The 18656-nt window shown below is 62.4% G+C and carries 11 protein-coding genes; 4 read left to right on the top strand and 7 right to left on the bottom strand.

What is annotated here, in order from left to right; all coding sequences use genetic code 11:
* Positions 1-63: 63 nt before the first annotated feature.
* Positions 64-1701, top strand: coding sequence for a phytoene desaturase family protein (locus D0Y96_RS12090; protein WP_350449081.1), 1638 nt, complete (start codon positions 64-66; stop codon positions 1699-1701).
* Between the two features lie 41 nt (positions 1702-1742).
* Positions 1743-3194 carry an APC family permease gene (locus tag D0Y96_RS12085; RefSeq protein WP_117300212.1) on the top strand — a complete coding sequence of 484 codons (1452 nt, stop codon included), beginning with the start codon at positions 1743-1745 and terminating at the stop codon, positions 3192-3194.
* Here the strand turns inward: D0Y96_RS12085 and D0Y96_RS12080 are convergent.
* The 5 genes from D0Y96_RS12080 to D0Y96_RS12060 all read right to left on the bottom strand — a co-directional run bounded on the left by D0Y96_RS12080 (position 3164) and on the right by D0Y96_RS12060 (position 14423).
* Positions 3164-4510 (bottom strand): MFS transporter, encoded by a 1347-nt coding sequence (locus D0Y96_RS12080; RefSeq protein ID WP_117300210.1) that lies wholly within the window; start codon positions 4508-4510, stop codon positions 3164-3166. The genes D0Y96_RS12085 and D0Y96_RS12080 overlap by 31 nt on opposite strands.
* A gap of 70 nt (positions 4511-4580) precedes the next feature.
* On the bottom strand, positions 4581-4904 hold the full coding sequence (locus tag D0Y96_RS12075) for a hypothetical protein (RefSeq protein ID WP_147325041.1): 324 nt from the start codon (positions 4902-4904) through the stop codon (positions 4581-4583).
* Positions 4905-5051: 147 nt separating this feature from the next.
* Positions 5052-7130, bottom strand: coding sequence for a tRNA uridine-5-carboxymethylaminomethyl(34) synthesis enzyme MnmG (mnmG, locus tag D0Y96_RS12070; protein WP_117300206.1), 2079 nt, complete (start codon positions 7128-7130; stop codon positions 5052-5054).
* Between the two features lie 90 nt (positions 7131-7220).
* Positions 7221-10622, bottom strand: coding sequence for a TonB-dependent receptor (locus D0Y96_RS12065; RefSeq protein WP_117300204.1), 3402 nt, complete (start codon positions 10620-10622; stop codon positions 7221-7223).
* Between the two features lie 390 nt (positions 10623-11012).
* Positions 11013-14423, bottom strand: a complete 3411-nt coding sequence (locus D0Y96_RS12060) for a TonB-dependent receptor (protein ID WP_117300202.1) — start codon at positions 14421-14423, stop codon at positions 11013-11015.
* A 160-nt stretch (positions 14424-14583) separates the two neighbouring features.
* Here D0Y96_RS12060 and obgE point away from each other — a divergent pair, with 160 nt between their 5' ends.
* The gene (obgE, locus tag D0Y96_RS12055) at positions 14584-15633 is read left to right on the top strand and encodes a GTPase ObgE (protein ID WP_117300200.1); all 1050 of its coding nucleotides are present in this window, start codon (positions 14584-14586) and stop codon (positions 15631-15633) included.
* Positions 15634-16010: 377 nt separating this feature from the next.
* Here obgE and D0Y96_RS12050 read toward each other — a convergent pair whose 3' ends face one another.
* Positions 16011-17225 carry a DEAD/DEAH box helicase gene (locus D0Y96_RS12050; protein ID WP_117300198.1) on the bottom strand — a complete coding sequence of 405 codons (1215 nt, stop codon included), beginning with the start codon at positions 17223-17225 and terminating at the stop codon, positions 16011-16013.
* 515 nt (positions 17226-17740) lie between these two features.
* On the opposite strand from D0Y96_RS12050, the gene D0Y96_RS12045 reads away from it, so the two are divergent.
* On the top strand, positions 17741-17950 hold the full coding sequence (locus D0Y96_RS12045; protein WP_117301016.1) for a hypothetical protein: 210 nt from the start codon (positions 17741-17743) through the stop codon (positions 17948-17950).
* 140 nt (positions 17951-18090) lie between these two features.
* Here the strand turns inward: D0Y96_RS12045 and D0Y96_RS12040 are convergent, their stop codons facing one another.
* Positions 18091-18441, bottom strand: coding sequence for a VOC family protein (locus D0Y96_RS12040; protein WP_117301014.1), 351 nt, complete (start codon positions 18439-18441; stop codon positions 18091-18093).
* Positions 18442-18656 lie beyond the last annotated feature (215 nt).

Below are 18656 nucleotides of genomic sequence, written 5' to 3'. Positions count from 1 at the left end.
CGGAAGCGCGGTGTGATGCAGGGATGACGGGATAGAATACGGCCTCTGGAGGATTCCTCGTTGGTGCGTACAACTGCCTCGCCCACGGCGGCGATTCTGGGAGAGATCGGCCTTCCGCTTCCGGTAAAAGAAATGGCGCAGCGGCGCTGGGACGCGATTGTAGTGGGCGCGGGGCACAACGGCCTGGCATGCGCGGCGTATCTGGCGCGGGCGGGGAAGCGGGTTCTGGTGCTGGAGAGCCGGACGCGCGTGGGCGGAGCATGCACGATCGAGGAGCCGTTTCCGGAACGGTATCCGGGCGTGAGGATGTCGCCGTGCGCGTATCTGGCGGGGCTGCTGCATCCGCTGGTGGTGGAGGAGCTGGAGCTGCCGGCGAGGGGCTTCCGGTGGACCCCGGCGGTGAATGGGCTTTTTGTGCCGTTCCTCGATGGATCGAGCGTCCAGCTGTGGGATGACGACGAGCGGTGCGAAGAGGAGATTCGACGGTTCGCGCCCGGGGACGTGAAGGGCTGGCGCGCGATGAGCGCGGTGATGCGGCGGCTGCGCGATGCGCTGCGGCCGGGGGGCAGCGGCGATGTCCCAGGCGGGAAGCCCGGAGATATGTGGATCGGCGAGGCTCCGGCACGGGAGGAGATCGAGGCGCGGCTGGGAAACGATGAGGAAGCGAAGCACCTGCTCTTCGACTGGTCGATGGCGGAGTATGTGGAGCGGTACCTCGAGGACGAACGGCTGCAGGTGGCGCTGCTGGGCCAGGGAGTGATCGGGACGAATGCGAGTCCGTTTGACGCGGGCACGGCGTCGATCCGCTTTCACCACGCTTCGGGCAGGCTGGGAGGCATGCCGGGGATGTGGGGCTACGTGGAGGGCGGGATGGGGATGGTCTCGTTCTACTTCTGCGATGCGGCGTGCGAGGCGGGCGCGATGGTGGCGTCGGGCGTGGCTGTGGCAGGGATTGAACCGGGAGAGGGTGTGGTGCTGGAGGGCGGCGAGCGCATCCCTGCGCTCGTGGTGATTTCAAATGCCGATCCGCGCGTGACGCTGCGGCTGCTGGGCGATGCGGCCGATGAGGCGTGGCGAGGGCGCGTCGAAGGGATTCCGATAAAAGGGTGCACGGTAAAGCTGAACGTGCTGCTGCGCGAGCTGCCGAATTTTACGGCGCGGCAGGGCACGGATGAGCCGCACCACTATGGGCAGATCAATGCACCGCTGACGAAGCATGAATGGAAGGCCGGATATGCGGCGGCGCGGCAGGGAGAGCTGGCTGAGGCGTTGTGGTGCGAGCTGTACTTCCAGAGCGTGCACGATCGCAGCGTGGTTCCTGACGGCCGGCATACGATGAGCGTGTTTGCGCAGTATGTTCCGTATGCGTTTGCGAAGGGAAGCTGGGACGAGCGGCGAAACGAGGTGCGCTTTCTGGCGCTGAACTCACTGGCGCGGTTCTGCTCGAATATCGACGATGCGGTGATCGATGCGCAGGTGCTGGGGCCTCCGGATATCGAAAAGAAGGTGGGGCTGACGGGCGGACATATCTTTCAGGGGGAGTGTCTGCCGCCGTATATGTGGTCGAACCGGCTGCCGCCGCGAACGCCGATGAGGGGCGTGTATCTGTGCGGGGCGTGCACGCACCCGGGCGGCAGCGTGATCGGGATCAACGGGCGGAATGCGGCGATGGCGGTGCTGAAGGATATGGGCGCGAGTTAAGGCTTCGTCACGGGGGTCTTTCTCAGGTATGCTGCGCTCCAATGGCTGACGCACCGATTGCGACGCCGCCGACACTGAAGCGCGCGCTTCGATTTCGCGACCTCACGCTCTTTTACATCGTCAGCGGGCTGAGCGTGCGCTGGGTCGCCACGGCGGCAGCGGCGGGGCCGAGCACACTGGTGGTGTGGCTGTTTGCCCTGGTGGGCTTCTTTCTGCCGCTCGCGGCAAGCGTGCTGGAGCTTTCGTCGCGGTATCCCCAGGAAGGCGGATTGTATGTGTGGGCGCGGGAGGCGTTCGGGGATTTCTCCGGCTTTATTGCGGCGTGGATGTACTGGATGTCGAACCTGCCGTATTTTCCGGCGGTGCTGTACTTCGGCGCGGGGTCGATTTTGTTTGCGGCCGGCGCGCGGGGGCACAATTTGTCGGCGAGCCCGGTGTTTTACATGGGCTTCGCGGTGCTGTGGCTGACGGCGATTACGGTGCTGAACATCACCGGCCTCGACATGGGGAAGCGGCTGAACAATGTCTGCTCGTTCGGAAGCTGGCTGCCGATTGCGATTCTGATTGTGCTGGCCGCGGTGTCGGCGATGCGCTTCGGATCGGCGACCGCATTTACGCGGACGACGCTTGTGCCGCACCTGACGCTGAAGAATGCGATCTTCTGGTCGACGATCTTCTTTGCCTTCGGCGGCTGTGAAGCGGGATCATTTATGGGCGAGGAGATCGAGAATGCGCGGAGGGTGATTCCGCGCGCTCTGCTGGCGGGCGGCAGCGTGCTGGCGGTGGGCTATATTGCGGGGACGGGGTCGCTGCTGGTGGCGCTGCCGGGCAGCGCGGTGAGCGGCGTGGATGGATTTATGCGGGGCGCGGAGCAGCTTTGCACGCGGCTCGGCGTACCGTGGATGATTGCGATTCTGGCGGTGCTGCTGGCGCTGAATGCAGTGGGCGGCGCGGCAGCGTTTCTCTCGTCGACCTCGCGGCTGCCATTTGTAGCAGGCATTGATCGCTATTTACCGGCGGCCTTCGGGAGTATTCATCCGCGCTTCCGGACGCCGTGGGTGGCGATTGGCGTGTACGGCTTCGCGGGGATCGTGGTTGCCGCGCTGGGGCAGGCGGGAACGACGGTGCGCGGCGCGTACGACGTGCTGGTGGCGATGTCGATCATCACGTATTTCATTCCGTATCTGTTTGTCTTTGCGGCGATGATCCGGCTGCAGAAGAAACCGGCAGGCGCAGAGGTGATGCGCGTGCCGGGCGGAGCGAAGGTAGCCGTGCCGCTGGCGGCGATGGGATTTGTAACAACGATGCTTACGATTGTGCTGTCGGTGATTCCACCGGATGAAGAGCCGAACAAGCCGCTGGCCGTGGCGAAGGTGCTGATCTCGACGGCGGTGCTGATCGGAGCGGGCGCCGGGGTGTTTTGGGCCGCGCGGCGGAAGGGACAGAGCGGGGATGGTCCGGATCAGAGGTCGGCGCCAGAGACGGATGCGTGAACGGGCTCGGGGATGAGGCGCATCTTTCCGAGGAAGAGCACGTAGCCGGCGATGCCGATGGCGAGGACGACGGCGGCGACAGTGAAGGCTCCGCGGAAGTTGTGACGCTGGGCAAACCAGCCGGTGATGATGGGCGCGGAGATGGCAGAGATCTGCGTGACGAAGTTCATGATGCCGCCGATGCGGCCCACGCTTTCGCGCGGAGAGATGAGCGAAGGGATGGACCAGCCGACGGGCGCCATGGCGCCGAGTCCGCCGATGGAGAGGCTGATCCAGAAGAGCGCCCGGCCTGGGGTGTGCGCGAAGCCCGCGCCGAAGAGGCCGGCTCCGAAGGCCATGCCAAGGACGAGCACGGACTGGCGAACGAGCCAGGGACGGCATCCGCGCCGGATGAGCGTGTCGACGAGCCAGCCGCCGACGAAGAGATCGGTAAAGGTTGCGATGAGCCAGGGCACGCTGGTGTAGAGGACCGAATGGAGCAGATCGACGTGCAGGCTCATGGAGAGATAGCTGGGCAGCCAGGTGAGCAGGAGATAGAAGCCATAGTTGTAGGCGGCGAAGCCGATCGAGGCTCCGATGACCTGCGGCTGGCGAATGAGATAAAGCAGCGGCGCGCCGTTGTAGTCGCGTGTGGCGCTCTCGGGCTGCGCTTTGCCGCGAAGGATGAACTGGCGCTCGGCCTGGGTGAGCTCGGCATCGTCGCCGGGATTGCGGTAGACGTGCCAGAAGAGCAGGAAGTAGGCGAAGCTGAGGATGCCGGTGAAGGCGAAGCTCCAGCGCCAGCCGAAGTGGATGAGCAGGACGCCGAGGATGGGCACGCCGATGGCGGAGGCGAATTTGGCGGCGGCATCGTTGATGGAGGTCGCGAAGCTGCGTTCGCTCTCGGGAAACCAGTAGCCGACAGCCTTGGCGTTCGAGGGAAAGGTTGAAGCTTCACCCACGCCGAGCAGCAGGCGGGCTCCCAGGAAGGTGCCGATGCCGGGGGCGATGGCAGCGGCAAAGGATGCGAGGCTCCAAAGAAAGGTGGAGATACGGCCGATGCTTTTGACGCCGAAGCGATCGAGGAAGACGCCGACGGGGATCTGAAGAGCGGCATAGGTCCAGCTATAGGCGCTTGAGAGAAAGCCGAAGGTGAGCGCGGTGATACCGAAGGCGTCGCGCAGAGCGGCCTGCGACACAGAGAGATTGACGCGGTCGAAGAAGTTGATGAGCACACCGATGCCGAGCAGCACGGCGATTCGCCACCGCCGGTGCGAGGACGGTGGCGGCGCATATTCAGCCGCGGAGAGTGCTGCTGCGGATTCTTCTTCCGGCATGGATAAGGAGAATGCTTCTCACGCATTGTAGATGCAGGGCGGCTGTTGTGGCGGATCAGTGCGGATTCGTTTAGCTGAGATGAATGGCAATGCCTGTCTGTGCCTGGAGCTGTTTGAGCAACTCCGGCTCGAGGTGTTTCGGCAGATCCATGTCGAGATATGCTTCGGCGTTGCTTCCATCGCGATAGAGGATGCGCAGCGTATCGTTCGCCATATAGAAATCGATCGACGAGATATTGCGGTAGGGAATGGTCTTTTTCACGCTCTCGTTCACGATGAAGAGAACGTTCTTTGAATCGGGATCGAGATTGAGCGTGCCTTCGATGGATGCGGCGGCATTTGCTTTGGAGGAAGCGGTGTTTTCGAGCAGCTTTACCTTTTTGTATGTGGACACAGTGTTCTGAGCAGAAGCGGGCAGAGTCATGGCCAGAGCGGCCAGGAGAGCAAATGAAGCAAAGGGGAGTTTCATCTGCTCACCGTAGCATCGGCGATGCGCACACGAAAGTATCAAGCGGTGTACGCGCGCCGCGGCGATCGAATTTTAATTCGATGCTGCAGCGAAACGCCTGCCCTGAATCCCGATGTAGACGTTGATGAGCGAGAGCGCGGCGGGCGTGACGCCGGGGATGCGGCTGGCCTGGCCGATGGTGGCGGGGCGCACGCGCAGAAGCTTCTCCTGCATTTCGCGCGAGAGGCCGCTGACGGCGGTGTAGTCGAACCACGCGGGAATGCTGCGTTCCTCAGCCTTCCTGAGCTTGTCGATGGCCTTGCGCTGCTGGTCGAGATAGCCGGAGTATTTGATCTCGGTCTCGACGGACTTCAATTCGTTTCTGGACTTGCTGTCCAGGCAGCCTGTCGTGAGCGAAGCCGAAAGATGCTTCGCGCCATTCGCGTCGGGGATTGTTCCGGTCCATTGCAGACTGGTCCACGCATCGAAGAGAGAGGAATCATCGAGCGAGGCGAGATCTTCACGGATGGCCGGCCAGAGGAGATCGATGGAAACCTCTGGACGCTTCAGAACCTGCGCGTATGTCTGGCCCTGCAGATTGCCCAGGGCTGTCGCTTCAGGAAGCAGAGACGCGAGTTTCTCAGGGTTCACCTTTCTGGTCGAGAGCAGCTTTTCAAGCGCGACGGCGCGGGACTGCTTCGCCTCGTATTCGGACCATGCGGCATCGGTGATGAGGCCGAGGCGCCGGCCATGCGGCGTAAGGCGCCGGTCGGCGTTGTCGATGCGCAGATGAAGGCGGAATTCGGCTCGCGAGGTGAACATGCGATAGGGCTCGTTGGTGCCTTTGCTGATGAGGTCGTCGATGAGGATGCCGGTGTAGGCCTCGGTGCGGTCCAGGGTGAATGCAGGCTGGCCGTTGACGCTGCGGGCGGCGTTGATGCCGGCCATGAGGCCCTGGCAGGCGGCTTCTTCGTAACCAGAGGTGCCGTTGATCTGTCCGGCAAGATACAGGCCGGAGAACTTCTTCACGCGCAGAGAGCGGTCGAGCTCGGTGGGGTCGATGGCGTCGTACTCGATGGCATAGCCGGGGCGCAGCATCTCAGCGTTTTCGAGACCGGGGATAGAGCGCACGATCTCCCACTGCACGTCCATGGGCAGCGAGGTGGACATGCCGTTGACGTAGACCTCGTGCGTGTTGAGACCCTCGGGCTCGAGGAAGAACTGGTGCTGCGATTTGTCGGGAAACTTCACGACTTTGTCTTCGATGGACGGGCAGTAGCGCGGCCCGATGCCTTCGATCTGCCCGGAGTACATGGGCGAGCGGTGTACGTTTTCGCGGATGATGCGCAGCGTCTCCGGCGTGGTGTAAGCGATGTGGCAGCTGATCTGGCGCTGCGGGATCTCCTTCGTGCGGAAGCTGAAGGGCGTGGGATCGGCGTCGCCGGGCTGCTCCTCGAAGCGCGACCAGTCGATGGTGCGGCCGTCGAGACGCGGAGGGGTTCCGGTCTTGAGGCGGCAGCCGCGCAGGCCGAGGCGCTTGAGCGCTTCGCCGAGCAGAATGGCGGGCGGCTCGCCGCTGCGGCCCGCGGGATATTGCTCTTCTCCGCAGTGGATGAGGCCGTTGAGAAATGTTCCGGTGGTGATGACGGTGGCGTGAGCATGGATGGTGCGGCCGTCGCGCAGCTTCAGCCCTGCAATGCGGGGCTGAGAGCTCAGGGGACAGAGCTCAGAAACCGCAGATCCTTCGACTTCGCGCTGTGCGCTTCGCTCAGGATGAGAATCCGAGATAAGGTCGATGACCTCGGCCTGCTTGATGAAGAGGTTCGGCTGCGACTCCAGCACTTCGCGCATTTTGACACGGTACTGCTGCTTGTCGCACTGCGCGCGCGGTGACCAGACGGCGGGTCCGCGCGAGGTGTTGAGCAGGCGGAACTGAATGCCCACCGCGTCGGCAACTTCGCCCATGATGCCGCCGAGGGCGTCGACTTCGCGAACGAGATGGCCTTTTGCGATGCCGCCGATGGCGGGGTTGCAGGACATCTGCGCAATGAGATCGAGGTTGAGCGTAAACAAGGCCGTGCGCAGCCCCATGCGCGCAGAGGCCATGGCGGCTTCACAGCCGGCGTGGCCTGCTCCCACGACAACGACGTCGTATTGTTCGGTGAACGGCATGATGCTCTCTTTATTCTACCGGGAGGCGCTTCGCGCAAAAAGAAAACGCGGCAGTCTGAACTGCCGCGTGTGTGGTGAGGGATGTCCGGATTAGAAGACGAACCGGGTGGAGATTTCGATCTGCCGCGGCGTGTAGAGGAAGCCGCTGTTGTTCGAGCTGGTCACGACCTGGTAGGTGTTGTTGGAGGGGTTCGACAGCCCCTGTCCCTGATAGGTCGCGGTGGTTCCGGAGAGCTTGTAAGCGGTGGTTCCCAGACCGTCGATATTCTGATGATTGGCAAGGTTGAAGACATTTGCCATCAGCTCCAGATGGTAGCGGCTGGTGAATGCGATGCTCTTCTGGACGCGGAGGTCGTCGACCATGCGGCGAGGATACCGTTTGGTGTTGACACCGATCATGGGGATCATCGTCGAGCCGGAGCCGCCGTTCCAGTCGCTCAGAATGCCGGCGCTGAAGAAGCCGCTGACACCGACGGTGTAGGGAAGGCCGTTCTGCATCTGGAAGCTGTCGTTCACGCTCCAGTCATTGGCCAGCCATTTGACCCAGTTGCCGGACTGTACGTTGGGCAGGTTATACAGCGCGTAGGCCACGAAGCGATTGGGCACGTTGTAATTGGAGTCGCCGTAGTTGATTCGCGCGTCCTGATAAGGGTTGTACCAGCTGTTTCCGCCCGTGGTGCTGGTATTGGCGTTCTGCGCGTAGTCGAGGGCATGGGACCAGGTGTAGTTGACATCGAACTGGAGGCTGCGCAGCGTCTGATTCTGCACCTCGGCGACCAGCGCGTTGTAGTTCGAGTTCACGTTGCTGACCATTTCCTGAATGGCCTGGAAGCTGGAGGCCGCGGCGCCGAAGAGGGCCGTATTACCGTATCCGGTAAACTGCGGCACCTGATAGTGCGCGCCGTTTGGCAGCGGACCCTTACCAGAGGCGTCGGAGATGGTGACGGTAATCGGCGTCTGGACAGGGTTCAGGTTGACGTCGAGGAAGTTCGGCAGGCGGCGTCCCAGAGCGCCGAGATAGCTCAGCGAAAAGACGGTGCCTCGGGTGATCTGCTGCTGCAGGCTCAGATCGTACTCCTGCACTTCCGGGTTACGCAGGTTGGAAGCCAGGAAGTTGGAAGTTGGCTTTGCCGCTGCCGCGCCGGAGCCGGTTTCGATATTGGCAAACTGCGGCGCGCCGCCGGTGTTGGCTTTGTAGGTAGTGGTGTACTGGCCGTTCGGGCTGCCGGTAGTGAGCCGGGTCAGCAGCAGCTCGCCGTTGTTGAGGCGGCCGTAATACATGCCGTAGCCGCCGCGGAGGACGGTTCTTCCCTGGCCGTACACGTCATAGCTGAAGCCGATGCGCGGTCCGAAGTTAGTCTTGTCGCTGGGATGATTGGCCAGCTGCGGATACGGAACGAAGCTGCCGACGGCAGTAATGAGACTGGGAGTAGCCGGGGGAATCGTTTCGTAATCCCAGCGCAGGCCGAGCTCCAGCGTCAGACGCGGTAAGAACTTCCAGTTGTCCTGGACAAAGGCGGCGTTGTCCATCGTGGAAATGGCGTAGACCGGATTGCCGAAGCCCTGGTAGAAGTCGGCATAGCAGGACGAAGTGCCTACCGCGGTGCCGCTGCCTTTGGAGGACGGAGCAGTTCCGGCAGAGGATGCGCCGGAGTCGCAGGTGTTTGTTTTGCCGTTATTGCGATTGAGCTGATCGTTGATGTAGTTGCCAACATACTGGTAGCTGTAGTCGCCGTTGCTTTCGTAGGTGTTGTTGATCAGATCGTAGTTGTGGACCTCGTCGACGCCGAACTTCAGGGTGTGGTTGCCGTGGCTCCAGTAGAAGGTGTCGCCGATCTGCCACTTCCTCTCGTCGGGCAGCGCCTTGCGGTAGGAGTAATACGGGGAGCCGATGTTCATGCCTTCCGCGGTGTCGACGGCGACCTCCGGAATGTTGCCGGCCGATGCGCCGGTGCCCACGAGGTTGGCGAGAGTGTAGGGAGTAAAGGGCTGCTGTCCTTCGTCATTCAGCTCGCGTCCGTACTGATAGAGCAGCTCATTGCTCATGTTCGTGGAGATAAGGCTGGTCAGTTTGGTGACGCCGTAGTCCAGCTTCACGAAGTCGTTGCCCCACGTGTCGCGTCCGTAATCGGCCGTAGCAGAGGTCTGCACGCCACCGGGCGAGTCCCAGCGAAGACGATGATAGAGAACGCTGAGATGCTCCCGGCTGTTGATCTGCCAGTCCAGCTTGGGCGTGTTGATCTCCTGATAGCCGAAACGGGAGACAATGCCGAGGTCGGTGGTGAGCGCCGCGATGCCGGCGTTATACAGGCTGACGCCCTGGTCGTAGCCGACTCCCTGGCGGGCGGCGAGGGTACAGGCCTGGCTGTTCAGCGTGTAGTTTGTATCGGTGCCCGAACCCTCAGTCAGATATCCGGTGGCGGTATTGCAGCTTTCTCCGCTGCTTGTCCATGCCGTTGACGGAGAGGGCAGCGCGTAAAAAGAGTTCGGGTTGTTTGGAACGGCTGTTCCGGGAAAGACGTGGGTGTGCTGATCGTATGTGTACATCCAGAAGAGCTTGTCTTTGATGAGGGGACCGCCGACGGTAAAGCCGTAAATTTTGCGGAGATCCTCAGGCTTGATGTGCGTCGGGTTGTACTTGTTCGCGGCGGGATCAAAAACGGACTCCGTGGCGTAGTCGTTGAAGGCGGCCCAGTTGCTCTGGCGATCCCAGAAGTAGGCTTCTCCGTGAAGCTGATTGGTTCCGCTCTTTGTTACGGAGGTGATGACGCCGCCGGCGGCGCGGCCATATTCCGCGGAGTAGACGCCGGTGTTCACGGCAAATTCGCGCACGGCGCTAGCGGAGGTGGAATAGGCCTCGCGGGTGCGGCCGCGCTCTTCAGAGTAGTAGGCCTGGTTGTCGTCGGCACCGTCGATCTCGACGTTGTTGAGGACAGGGCTGACGCCGCGAATGCTGACCAGACCGTATCCGTTGGAGTCGGAGACGACTCCCGGTGTCGTCATGGCGAGGCTCGACCAGCGGCGGTTGTTGATGGGGATCGAGGTCAGCGCTTTGGCATTGAGCACGCTGTTGAAGTCGGGCGAATCCAGATTGACGACGGGCGCCTGCTCGGTCACCACGACGGAAGTGGAGGCCGCGGTCACCGAAAGATGCGGCTCGACCGGCGTGACCTGGCCGACCTGGACAACAAGGGCGTCGGCGCGGAAGGAGGCGAACCCGGATGCGGTTACGGTCACCGAGTAGGTGCCGGGCTCGACCAGCGGCGCCTTGAAGTAGCCGCTGCCGTCGGCGGTGAGGGTGATGTCGGCATTGGTGCCTGTGTTGTGAATCGTGATGGAGGCTCCGCTGACCACGGCGCCTGAGGAATCGAAGACCGTTCCGGCGATGGCGCCCTGTGTGGTGGATTGAGCGGAGGCCGTGCATACAAGGCCGCAGATGAGAAGCAGGGTGAAAAACAGGGGGACTCGTCTCTGTAAAAAGAGAATCAACATATTGGCGCTCCTGAAAGTTGTATGGCCGGCCTGGGTCGTGCGCCTGGCTCGTGGCAGTTCATTGAGGTGAAGAAAGGAAAATCATTCCCACGGAATGATTCCTGCGAAATCCTTCATCCGCTCCGCGATGTAATGACTCGTTCTGGGCAGCGGGACTGAAAGCGGTGCAGATGATCGTGCCTGCACCCAATACACGGTGCCATAAGTTTCTTAATGCAGGATTACAAAATCGTCAGTTTTAGAGGGCTATCGTGCGCAGCTTTCTGGAAAACAGGGATTCGGAGTGGAAATCAGAGGCGAGAAGGAGATTTTGTAACAAAGAAAGACGAAAGGCGGGATTCTCCGTCGGGCCGTATCGCCAGCAGGCACATCCGGGGAGGAGCTTTCTCTTCAGAAGATCAGTTTTATGCCTGCCTGGATCTGGCGCTCGCGGTAGAGGGTCGCGCTGTTGGCGTTGGTGATGCTGCCGAAGGAGGCTTTTCCATTGGCTCCGCTGAGAAAGGTCAGCGTGCCGGAGTTGGTCTGGTCGCGGTTGTTGTCGAGGATGTAGCCGGTCGTATCCACGGATGTGACGTTTTCATGGTTGAGCACGTTGAAGGCTTCGGCGAGGAGATCGAAAGAGATCCGCTCCGTAACGCGTGTGCTCTTGCTCATGCGCAGATCGAGGTTGGAGATGCGGGGATAGCGCCAGGTGTTGCGGCCGACTTCGGGAATCCAGTTGCTGCCGCCGGAGCCATTGAGGCTGGCGCCGAGGCCGCTGACGCCGTATGCGCTTTCGGGAGAGAGGATGGTTCCCTGATTGGGAGCGAAGATGCACTGACTCTGCATGCTCACATAGTCCTGCGGGGAGCAGAAGGATACCGGGATGGCTCCGGTGATGCGCATGCTGTAGGGCAGCCCGGAGCGGAGCTCGCCGGAGGAGGCGAGGGAGTATCCGTTGATGAAGAGCGCGGCAAAGCCGCGGGCGCGCCAGGGAGAGTGAAGAACAAAGCCGCCGACGAGGCGCTGGCGCACGTCGAAATTCGAGGTGCCGCGCTCGAGTCTGAGGTTCGTGGGATCGAGGATATCGTTGGTATCGGCAGAGGTGGATTCGTTCTGGCCGTCGTCGATGGCGTGGGCGAAGGTGTAAGAGCTGTGCAGATCGAGCAGGCGGGAGATGCGGGTATCGAGGCGGAGAACGGCGGCCTGATAGATGGAATTGCTCTCGCTGGTGATGGCGGTGATCTGCTGATATGCGGGGTTCAGGCGCGCATAAAAGAACTTGTCGGTGTAGGTCTCATGAAGAGGGCCTTTGCCGGTGGGATCTTTCACGGTGTAGTGCATGGCTCCAATGGAACCAGTGTCGATGTTGGTGTCGACGAAGGAGGGCAGCTCGCGCCCGAAGCTGCCCATCCAGGTGAGCGCGAGGTGGGTGGTGCGTCCGATGGTCTGCTCGAGGGAGAGCTCGGCCTGATCGACTTCAGGGTTCTGGAAGTGCTTCTGAAAGAAGACCGCGGCGGGCGGGACCAGCGACACGGGATTGCTGCTGAAGACATAGGGGAAGGGCGGCGCGCCGGTGTTGAGCGGCCTGAAGTAGTAGCTGCGCTGTCCCCCTGAGGAGCCGGTGCGGGCCAGGGCGCTGAGGGCGGTGGCATTGATGATGCGCGCGTAGTAGATGCCGTAGCCGCCGCGCAGCACGGTGCGGCCTTTGCCAAAGATGTCCCAGGCGAAGCCGGCGCGAGGGCCGAAGTTGTTGCGGTCGTGGGGCAGGAGCGCGGTCTGTGGAATGTCGGGATTGGCGAGCGCAGTGCCGGGGTTGGGCAGGCGCTCGTATTCGTAGCGCACGCCGAGTGAGAGCGTCAGGCCGTGAAAGAGCTTCCACTCGTCGGCGACGAAGGCGGCGTAGTCGGCGGACTGAAACTGAAAGATGGATGGTCCGATGGCCTGGCTGTAATACGACCAGCAGGGAAGAAGGCCGGAGCCGGAGGTGGTGTCGTCGCAGTGGCCGGGGGAGAGGTAGTCGGCGGCAAAGGTGAGAGCGCTGGAGTAGTCGTAGGTGCCGGTCTGATCGCTGAGGCCGCTGCTGTAGTCGTTGACATGGTTGTAGTCGTAGCCGGCCTTGATGTCATGGTGTCCGCGCACCCAGGTGACGGCGTCGGAGATCTGCCAGCGGCGCTCGTCGGGCCATGCGAGGCGGTCGAGAAAGGCGGGCTTGCCGAAGCGGAAGCCGGAGCTGCTTCCGGCGACGGAGATCTGCGGGGGACGGCCGTAGGCGTTTTGCGCGAAGGGAGCTTCAAAAGAGGACGGCGTATTGCCGAGCTGCTGCTCGAAGTCGCGTCCGTACTGATAGCGGAGGTCGTTGAGCAGATCAGACGTGAGGAAGTACTGCCAGCGCGCGACACCGGCATCGACGCGGGTGTAGCTGCTGCCGAAGCTGGCGATGCCCCAGGCTTCGGCTGGCCGGGTTTCGACACCGTTGGGCGAGCTCCAGCGCATGCGGTCGTACTGCAGCGTGATGTGGCTGCGGTCGTTGGGGTGCCAGTCGAGCTTGGGAAAGAGGATGAGCTGATCGGCGTGGCGTGGCACGCTGCCGAGCAGGGTATTGAGACCGGCGAGGACGGCGTTGTAGGCGCATCCGCCTTCGAGAGCGGGATCGCCGGTATTGGCGGCGATACAGCCGGTGACGATGGGGCTGGTGCCAGTACTGACGCGGCTCCAGAGAGTCTGAAGCTGCTGCGCGGTCGGCGTGGCAAAAAAAGTGGCCGGTTCGCTGGCCACGGCGACGCCGGGGAAGTTGTGGTGAAGCTGGTCGTAAGCGAAGAACCAGAAGAGGTGGTCGTGACGGATGGGTCCGCCGATGGAGGCTCCCCACTGCTGGCGGAGGTCCTGCGGCTTGTAGGGATCGGCGGCAAAGCCGGAGGCGGTCTGCGTGGTGAGAGCGGTGAAGGGATTGGCTGCGCCCCATGCCGCGTCGCGATCGAAGCCGAAGAGGCGGCCGTGCAGCTCATTTGTTCCGGATTTGGTGACGGTATTGATGACGCCGCCGGAGGCGCGTCCATACTCGGCGGAAAAGTTGGAGGTATTGACCTGGAACTCGCGCACGGCGCCCTGAGCGATGGAGTAGCCGTTGCCGATGATGCCGCGCTCCTGAGAGAAGAAGGCCTGATTGTTGTCGGCTCCGTCGACGGTGTTGTTGTTGAGCAGCGGGCTCATGCCGCGAAAGCTGAGCGAGCCGTCGGCGTTTGCATCGGAGGTGACGCCGGGGGTGAGGAGAACGAAGGTCGACCAGTGGCGCCCGTTGCTGGGGAGGTCTTCGATCTGCTCCTGGCTGATGTTGTCGGTGACGGCGGGCGAGGGCGTTTCGGCGGGCTCGGACGAGTCTGCGTCGACGAGAACGGTCTGGTGAATGGCGAGGAGGCTGAGGTCGGCGGTGATGCGGCGGACGGTGCCGACGGCGACGGCGATGTTGTCAGCCTCCCACACGGCGAAGCCGCGCGCCTCGACGCGGAGGGTGTAGCTTCCTGGAGCGAGCTCGGCGAAGCGGAAGTTGCCCTGGGGATCGGAGAGCACTTCGTTCTGCACGCCGGTGGCGTTGTTTGCGATGACGACGAGCGCGGAGGATGTGGCGTAGCCGCTTTGGTCGATGACCTGGCCGGAGACCGAACCTCCGGTATCGGACTGTGCGCGGAGGGCCGCCGGAAAGAGGACGGCGAGGAGGAGGATGCAGAGCAGCCGGTAGCGCCACGGGGAAGAATAGTCCCGCGCAGGCGCGGAGCGGATGTTGCACGTCGCGATCAGCAAAGCAGAGCCGAATATAGCCATCTATCCGAGCCTCGCGGCAGGACGAGCGCAGTTGTTGGTACGGCGGACGGTCACCGCACAAAAGCATGACCCGCGGCGCTGGTTTGCGCCCGGTTTCTGCCTGAATCATTTGAGAATTGGTGAGACGAGCGTATCGGATTCGTTAGACTGAAAGAAGCAAATGTTTATTGATGAAGCGAGAATTCGAATCAAGGCCGGTGACGGAGGTAATGGCTGCATGGCCTTCCGCCGCGAGAAGTTCGTGCCGCGGGGCGGGCCTTCGGGTGGCGACGGCGGGCATGGCGGCGATGTGGTCATGGAGTCGACGCAGCGGCACAATACGCTGGTCTACTTCCGGTTCAATCCGGAGCACAAGGCGGAGCGCGGCGAGCACGGGATGGGATCGAACTGCACGGGCCGCGCCGGTCACGATGTGGTGCTGAAGGTTCCGGTGGGGACGCAGCTCTACGATGCGGAGACGGGCGAGCTGGTGCATGACTTCGCGCATCCGGACGAACGCATTGTGATTGCGAAGGCGGGCCGCGGTGGACGCGGCAACCAGCACTTTGCGACGTCGACGCATCAGGCTCCGCGCGAGCATGAGCTGGGATGGCCGGGCGAGGAGCGCACGTATCGGCTGGAGCTGAAGGTGCTGGCCGATGTGGGCCTGGTGGGCTATCCGAATGTAGGGAAGTCGACGCTGATCTCGCGCATCTCGGCGGCAAAGCCGAAGATTGCGGATTATCCCTTTACGACGCTGGAGCCGAATCTGGGGGTGGTCTCGATCGGCGAGGCTCCGCACGAAAAGAGCTTTGTGGTCGCGGATATTCCGGGGCTGATCGAAGGCGCGCATCTGGGCGCGGGGCTGGGCGTGCAGTTTCTGCGGCACATCGAGCGGACGCGGATTCTGGTGCATCTGGTGGATGTGTCGGATGCGAGCGGGCGGCCCGATCCGGTGGAGGATTTCAAGGTCATTGTCGGCGAGCTGCAGAGCTTCGGACACGGGCTGGACGAGAAGCCGATGATCGTGGTGGCATCGAAGGCCGATGTGGCGAATCCGGAGAAGCTGAAAAAGCTGCAGGCGATGGCGAAACGGAAGAAGCTGCCGTTTTACGAGATCTCCGCCGTGACCGGCATGGGCATCGAGAAGCTGAAGTATGCGATCGGGGAACGGGTGGAGGAGCTGCGGGAAAAGCAGATTGCGGCATCGACAGACAGCGCCATAAAGTAACACTCCGGTCCATTTCAGGCCATGTGCGGGGAACTGCTCAGGCCTGTTTTTTCCCCTGAAAGAAGTGCATGGCGATTTTCGCTGTGCCTTTCTTCATGCAGATCGATCAGGTTCGGAAACTGCTGAAAAACCCCCGGGGCTGAAGCCCCTTCTCTTCTTAGCCTGCATTCACCGGGCTAAAGATCACCCCAGCGCACTTTGTTCGCCGGGGACCCCGGTTGCCCGGTGCTTCTACCGGGTCTCGCTGGCGCGAGACGATATATCTCAGCTCTGAACAGACAACACCAGCCTTCCCACCTTAGCTTCCCGCCCCAGCGAACTTTGTTCGCCGGGGCCCCGGTTCGCGAAGGTGGGGCACCCGGCTTCTTCTGCATGCCTTATGCAGACTGAGCTGTTGTTTCGTTTGCCTTCACGCGGAATTTCTTCATGGTGATGGAGAGCCGGCGCTCGATCTTCCGCAGGTCGTGCTTCTCTTCCGGCGAGGCAAAGGTGGAGGCGATGCCGTGTGAGGAGGCGCGGCCGGTGCGGCCGACGCGGTGCACGAAATCCTCAACTTCCTTCGGCATGTCGTAGTTGACGACATGGGCCACGTCGGCGACGTCGATGCCGCGAGCGGCTACGTCGGTCGCGACGAGGACGCGGTGACGGCCTTCGGCGAAGCTGCGCAGGGCGGCGTTGCGCTGCGACTGCGAGCGATCGCCGTGGATCTGCGTGGCGGAGTGTCCGCTGCGGATGAGGCGGCGGGCCATGCGGTCGGCACCATGCTTGGTGCGGACGAAGACGAGAAAGCTGCCGTCATGCGAGCCGAGCAGGTGCTCGAGGAGCTCCTGCTTCTTCTCCTGCGGAACCTCGAAGGCGCGGAGCTCGACGCGGTCGGAAGGCTTGAGCACGGAGCCGATTTCGACGCGGGCCGGGTTCTTCAGATATTCGCGGGTGACCTGCTGGATCTGCGGGCTGAGAGTCGCCGAGTAGCAGAGCGTCTGGCGCTCGGCGGGCAGCGCCGCGGCGATACGGCGGATGGCCGGCTGGAAGCCCATGTCGAGCATGCGGTCCACTTCGTCGAGGACAAGGATCTTTACATCCTTCAGGCTGACGAGGTTGCGGGTGAGGTAATCCTCGAGGCGTCCGGGGGTGGCGACGATCAGCTTTGCGCCGCGGCGGATGGCCTCAAGCTGCGGGCCTTCGGCGAGACCGCCGACGACGAGCGCGGCATCGTGCCGGCCGGAGGACTGATGATGGCCCCGACCCCGGCCTTTACCGTGTTCGGGCGTTCGGGTGAGCTGCTTATAGGCTTCGAGAACCTGGATGGCCAGCTCGCGGGTGGGGAGCAGGATGAGCGCCGAAGCGCCTTTGGTGGCGAGACCGGCGGTGCGCTCGATCAGCGGAACGAGGAAGCTGAGGGTTTTGCCGGTTCCGGTCTGAGCGGTAGCGAGCACGTCGCGGCCTTCGAGGGCGGGCGGAATGGCTCCTGCCTGAACGGGGGTGGGGGTGGTGAAATTTGCGTTCGCCAGGTGCTTCTGCAGCTCGGGCGAGAGGGAAAAATCGGAAAACTGGGTCACGTAGGTCCTTGATGGGGCAGATGCCGGACGCATGCTCCTCCGGAATTGTGCCGGATACGAGGAGACGCCGGGGCTGCCGGTCGTGCTGCTCCCGAAGAACGGCGGCCTGCCGCGCAAAGGGAGCGGATGATATTGATGTACGCAGGGAAGGATCAAATCTTTCAGGCTCTCATCCCCGGCGGCCTGTGCGGCGCGCATTCGGGAGGCCTGTTTCCTGCCTCACGCTGCAGCTTCGGCTCGCGCCGGATGGCGAGGGCCTGGTCCCGAACCGATCCATCGGTGCGGGCCATTACGCTGAGGGGCCTGGAATTTTTTCGTGGAAGGCGGTCCTGCTGATGAGGGCGAGAACGGCTCACAAACCAAACAACTGAGCGTAGATAAAGTCTAACACAGGCTGCAGATGGAAGGGTTTCCGACCATAGCGGTCCTTAATAAATGGGACATAAATGGTCGTAAATTCAGAAGGTTACAGGAATTTTTTCACTGGACATCCGGACAACCTGGCGGCATGATGGCGGCGTCCGATGGTTATCTCAGTGGAGGTGCTTATGCTCGCAGTTCACAACGGTCAATGCGGTCTCTGCAGCCACTTCGGGGAAGGGCATGCCAGCAACGACAAGCTGGTGGCTATTCTGACCACGAAGCAGGCTCCGGAGTCGATGGTGGATTCCTGCGGTCTTCCGAAGAATGCCTCGCTGCACCTGAAAGTCACGCCGATCAGCGGCTGTGACGGCTTTGAACCGGCGCACGCGGCGTAGCACCGGTCCCGCGATCTGATTTTTCTGTCTGCGCCTGTAACGAGCAGGCGCTAACCGGCGCTCCGTCTCTTTATGCAGGGAGGGGAGGCACTTTGCTGCCTTTTCCCTGTCATGGGGAGGGCGGGTGCGCCGTGGTTGGGTTATCTGCCCTGCCAGAGAGCGATGGCGGCTCCGGTGGGGTCGGTCAGCACGGAAAACCAGCCCATCTGAGGGACTTCCTGGGCGCGCATGCAGACCTTTGCGCCGAGGGCTTCCGCTTTATCCGTGGCGGCGTGGATGTCGTCGACGCCGATGTAAGGCAGCCACTGGGTAGGCCCGTCGGGCATGCTCATGATGCCGCCGCCGGGGCCGTTGTCGGGACGGAAGAGGGAGTAGACGCCGTGGGGCGTGGGCGAATCTTCAAAGGTCCAGCCGCAGAGCTGACCGTAAAACTCTTTGGCTTTGGCGAGATCGGGCGTGTTGAGCTCGAGGTGAACGAAGGGGTTAGCCATGAGAGCCATCCTTTCGGGACGTGTGGGTTTGTGTCTGCAGGCCGCGTGTGCCGCCAGGCCGGTGCAGACGGAGCCATCGTAGTCGCGGCGTGTGGGGTTGTCAGCGGGTGCGGTGTGAATTTTTGATCTGCTCGTCAGAGCCTGCGGCGAAGATCGCGGATTTTCTGTTCTACTTTCTCCTGATTGCCATTGCGCTGCCCATTGGTAACAGGATC

Origin of the sequence: Paracidobacterium acidisoli, assembly GCF_003428625.2 — a bacterium.
Classification (GTDB): Bacteria; Acidobacteriota; Terriglobia; order Terriglobales; family Acidobacteriaceae; genus Paracidobacterium; species Paracidobacterium acidisoli.
Note: the sequence above shows the minus strand (reverse complement) of the source record. Positions and strands in the feature narration are given on the sequence as shown.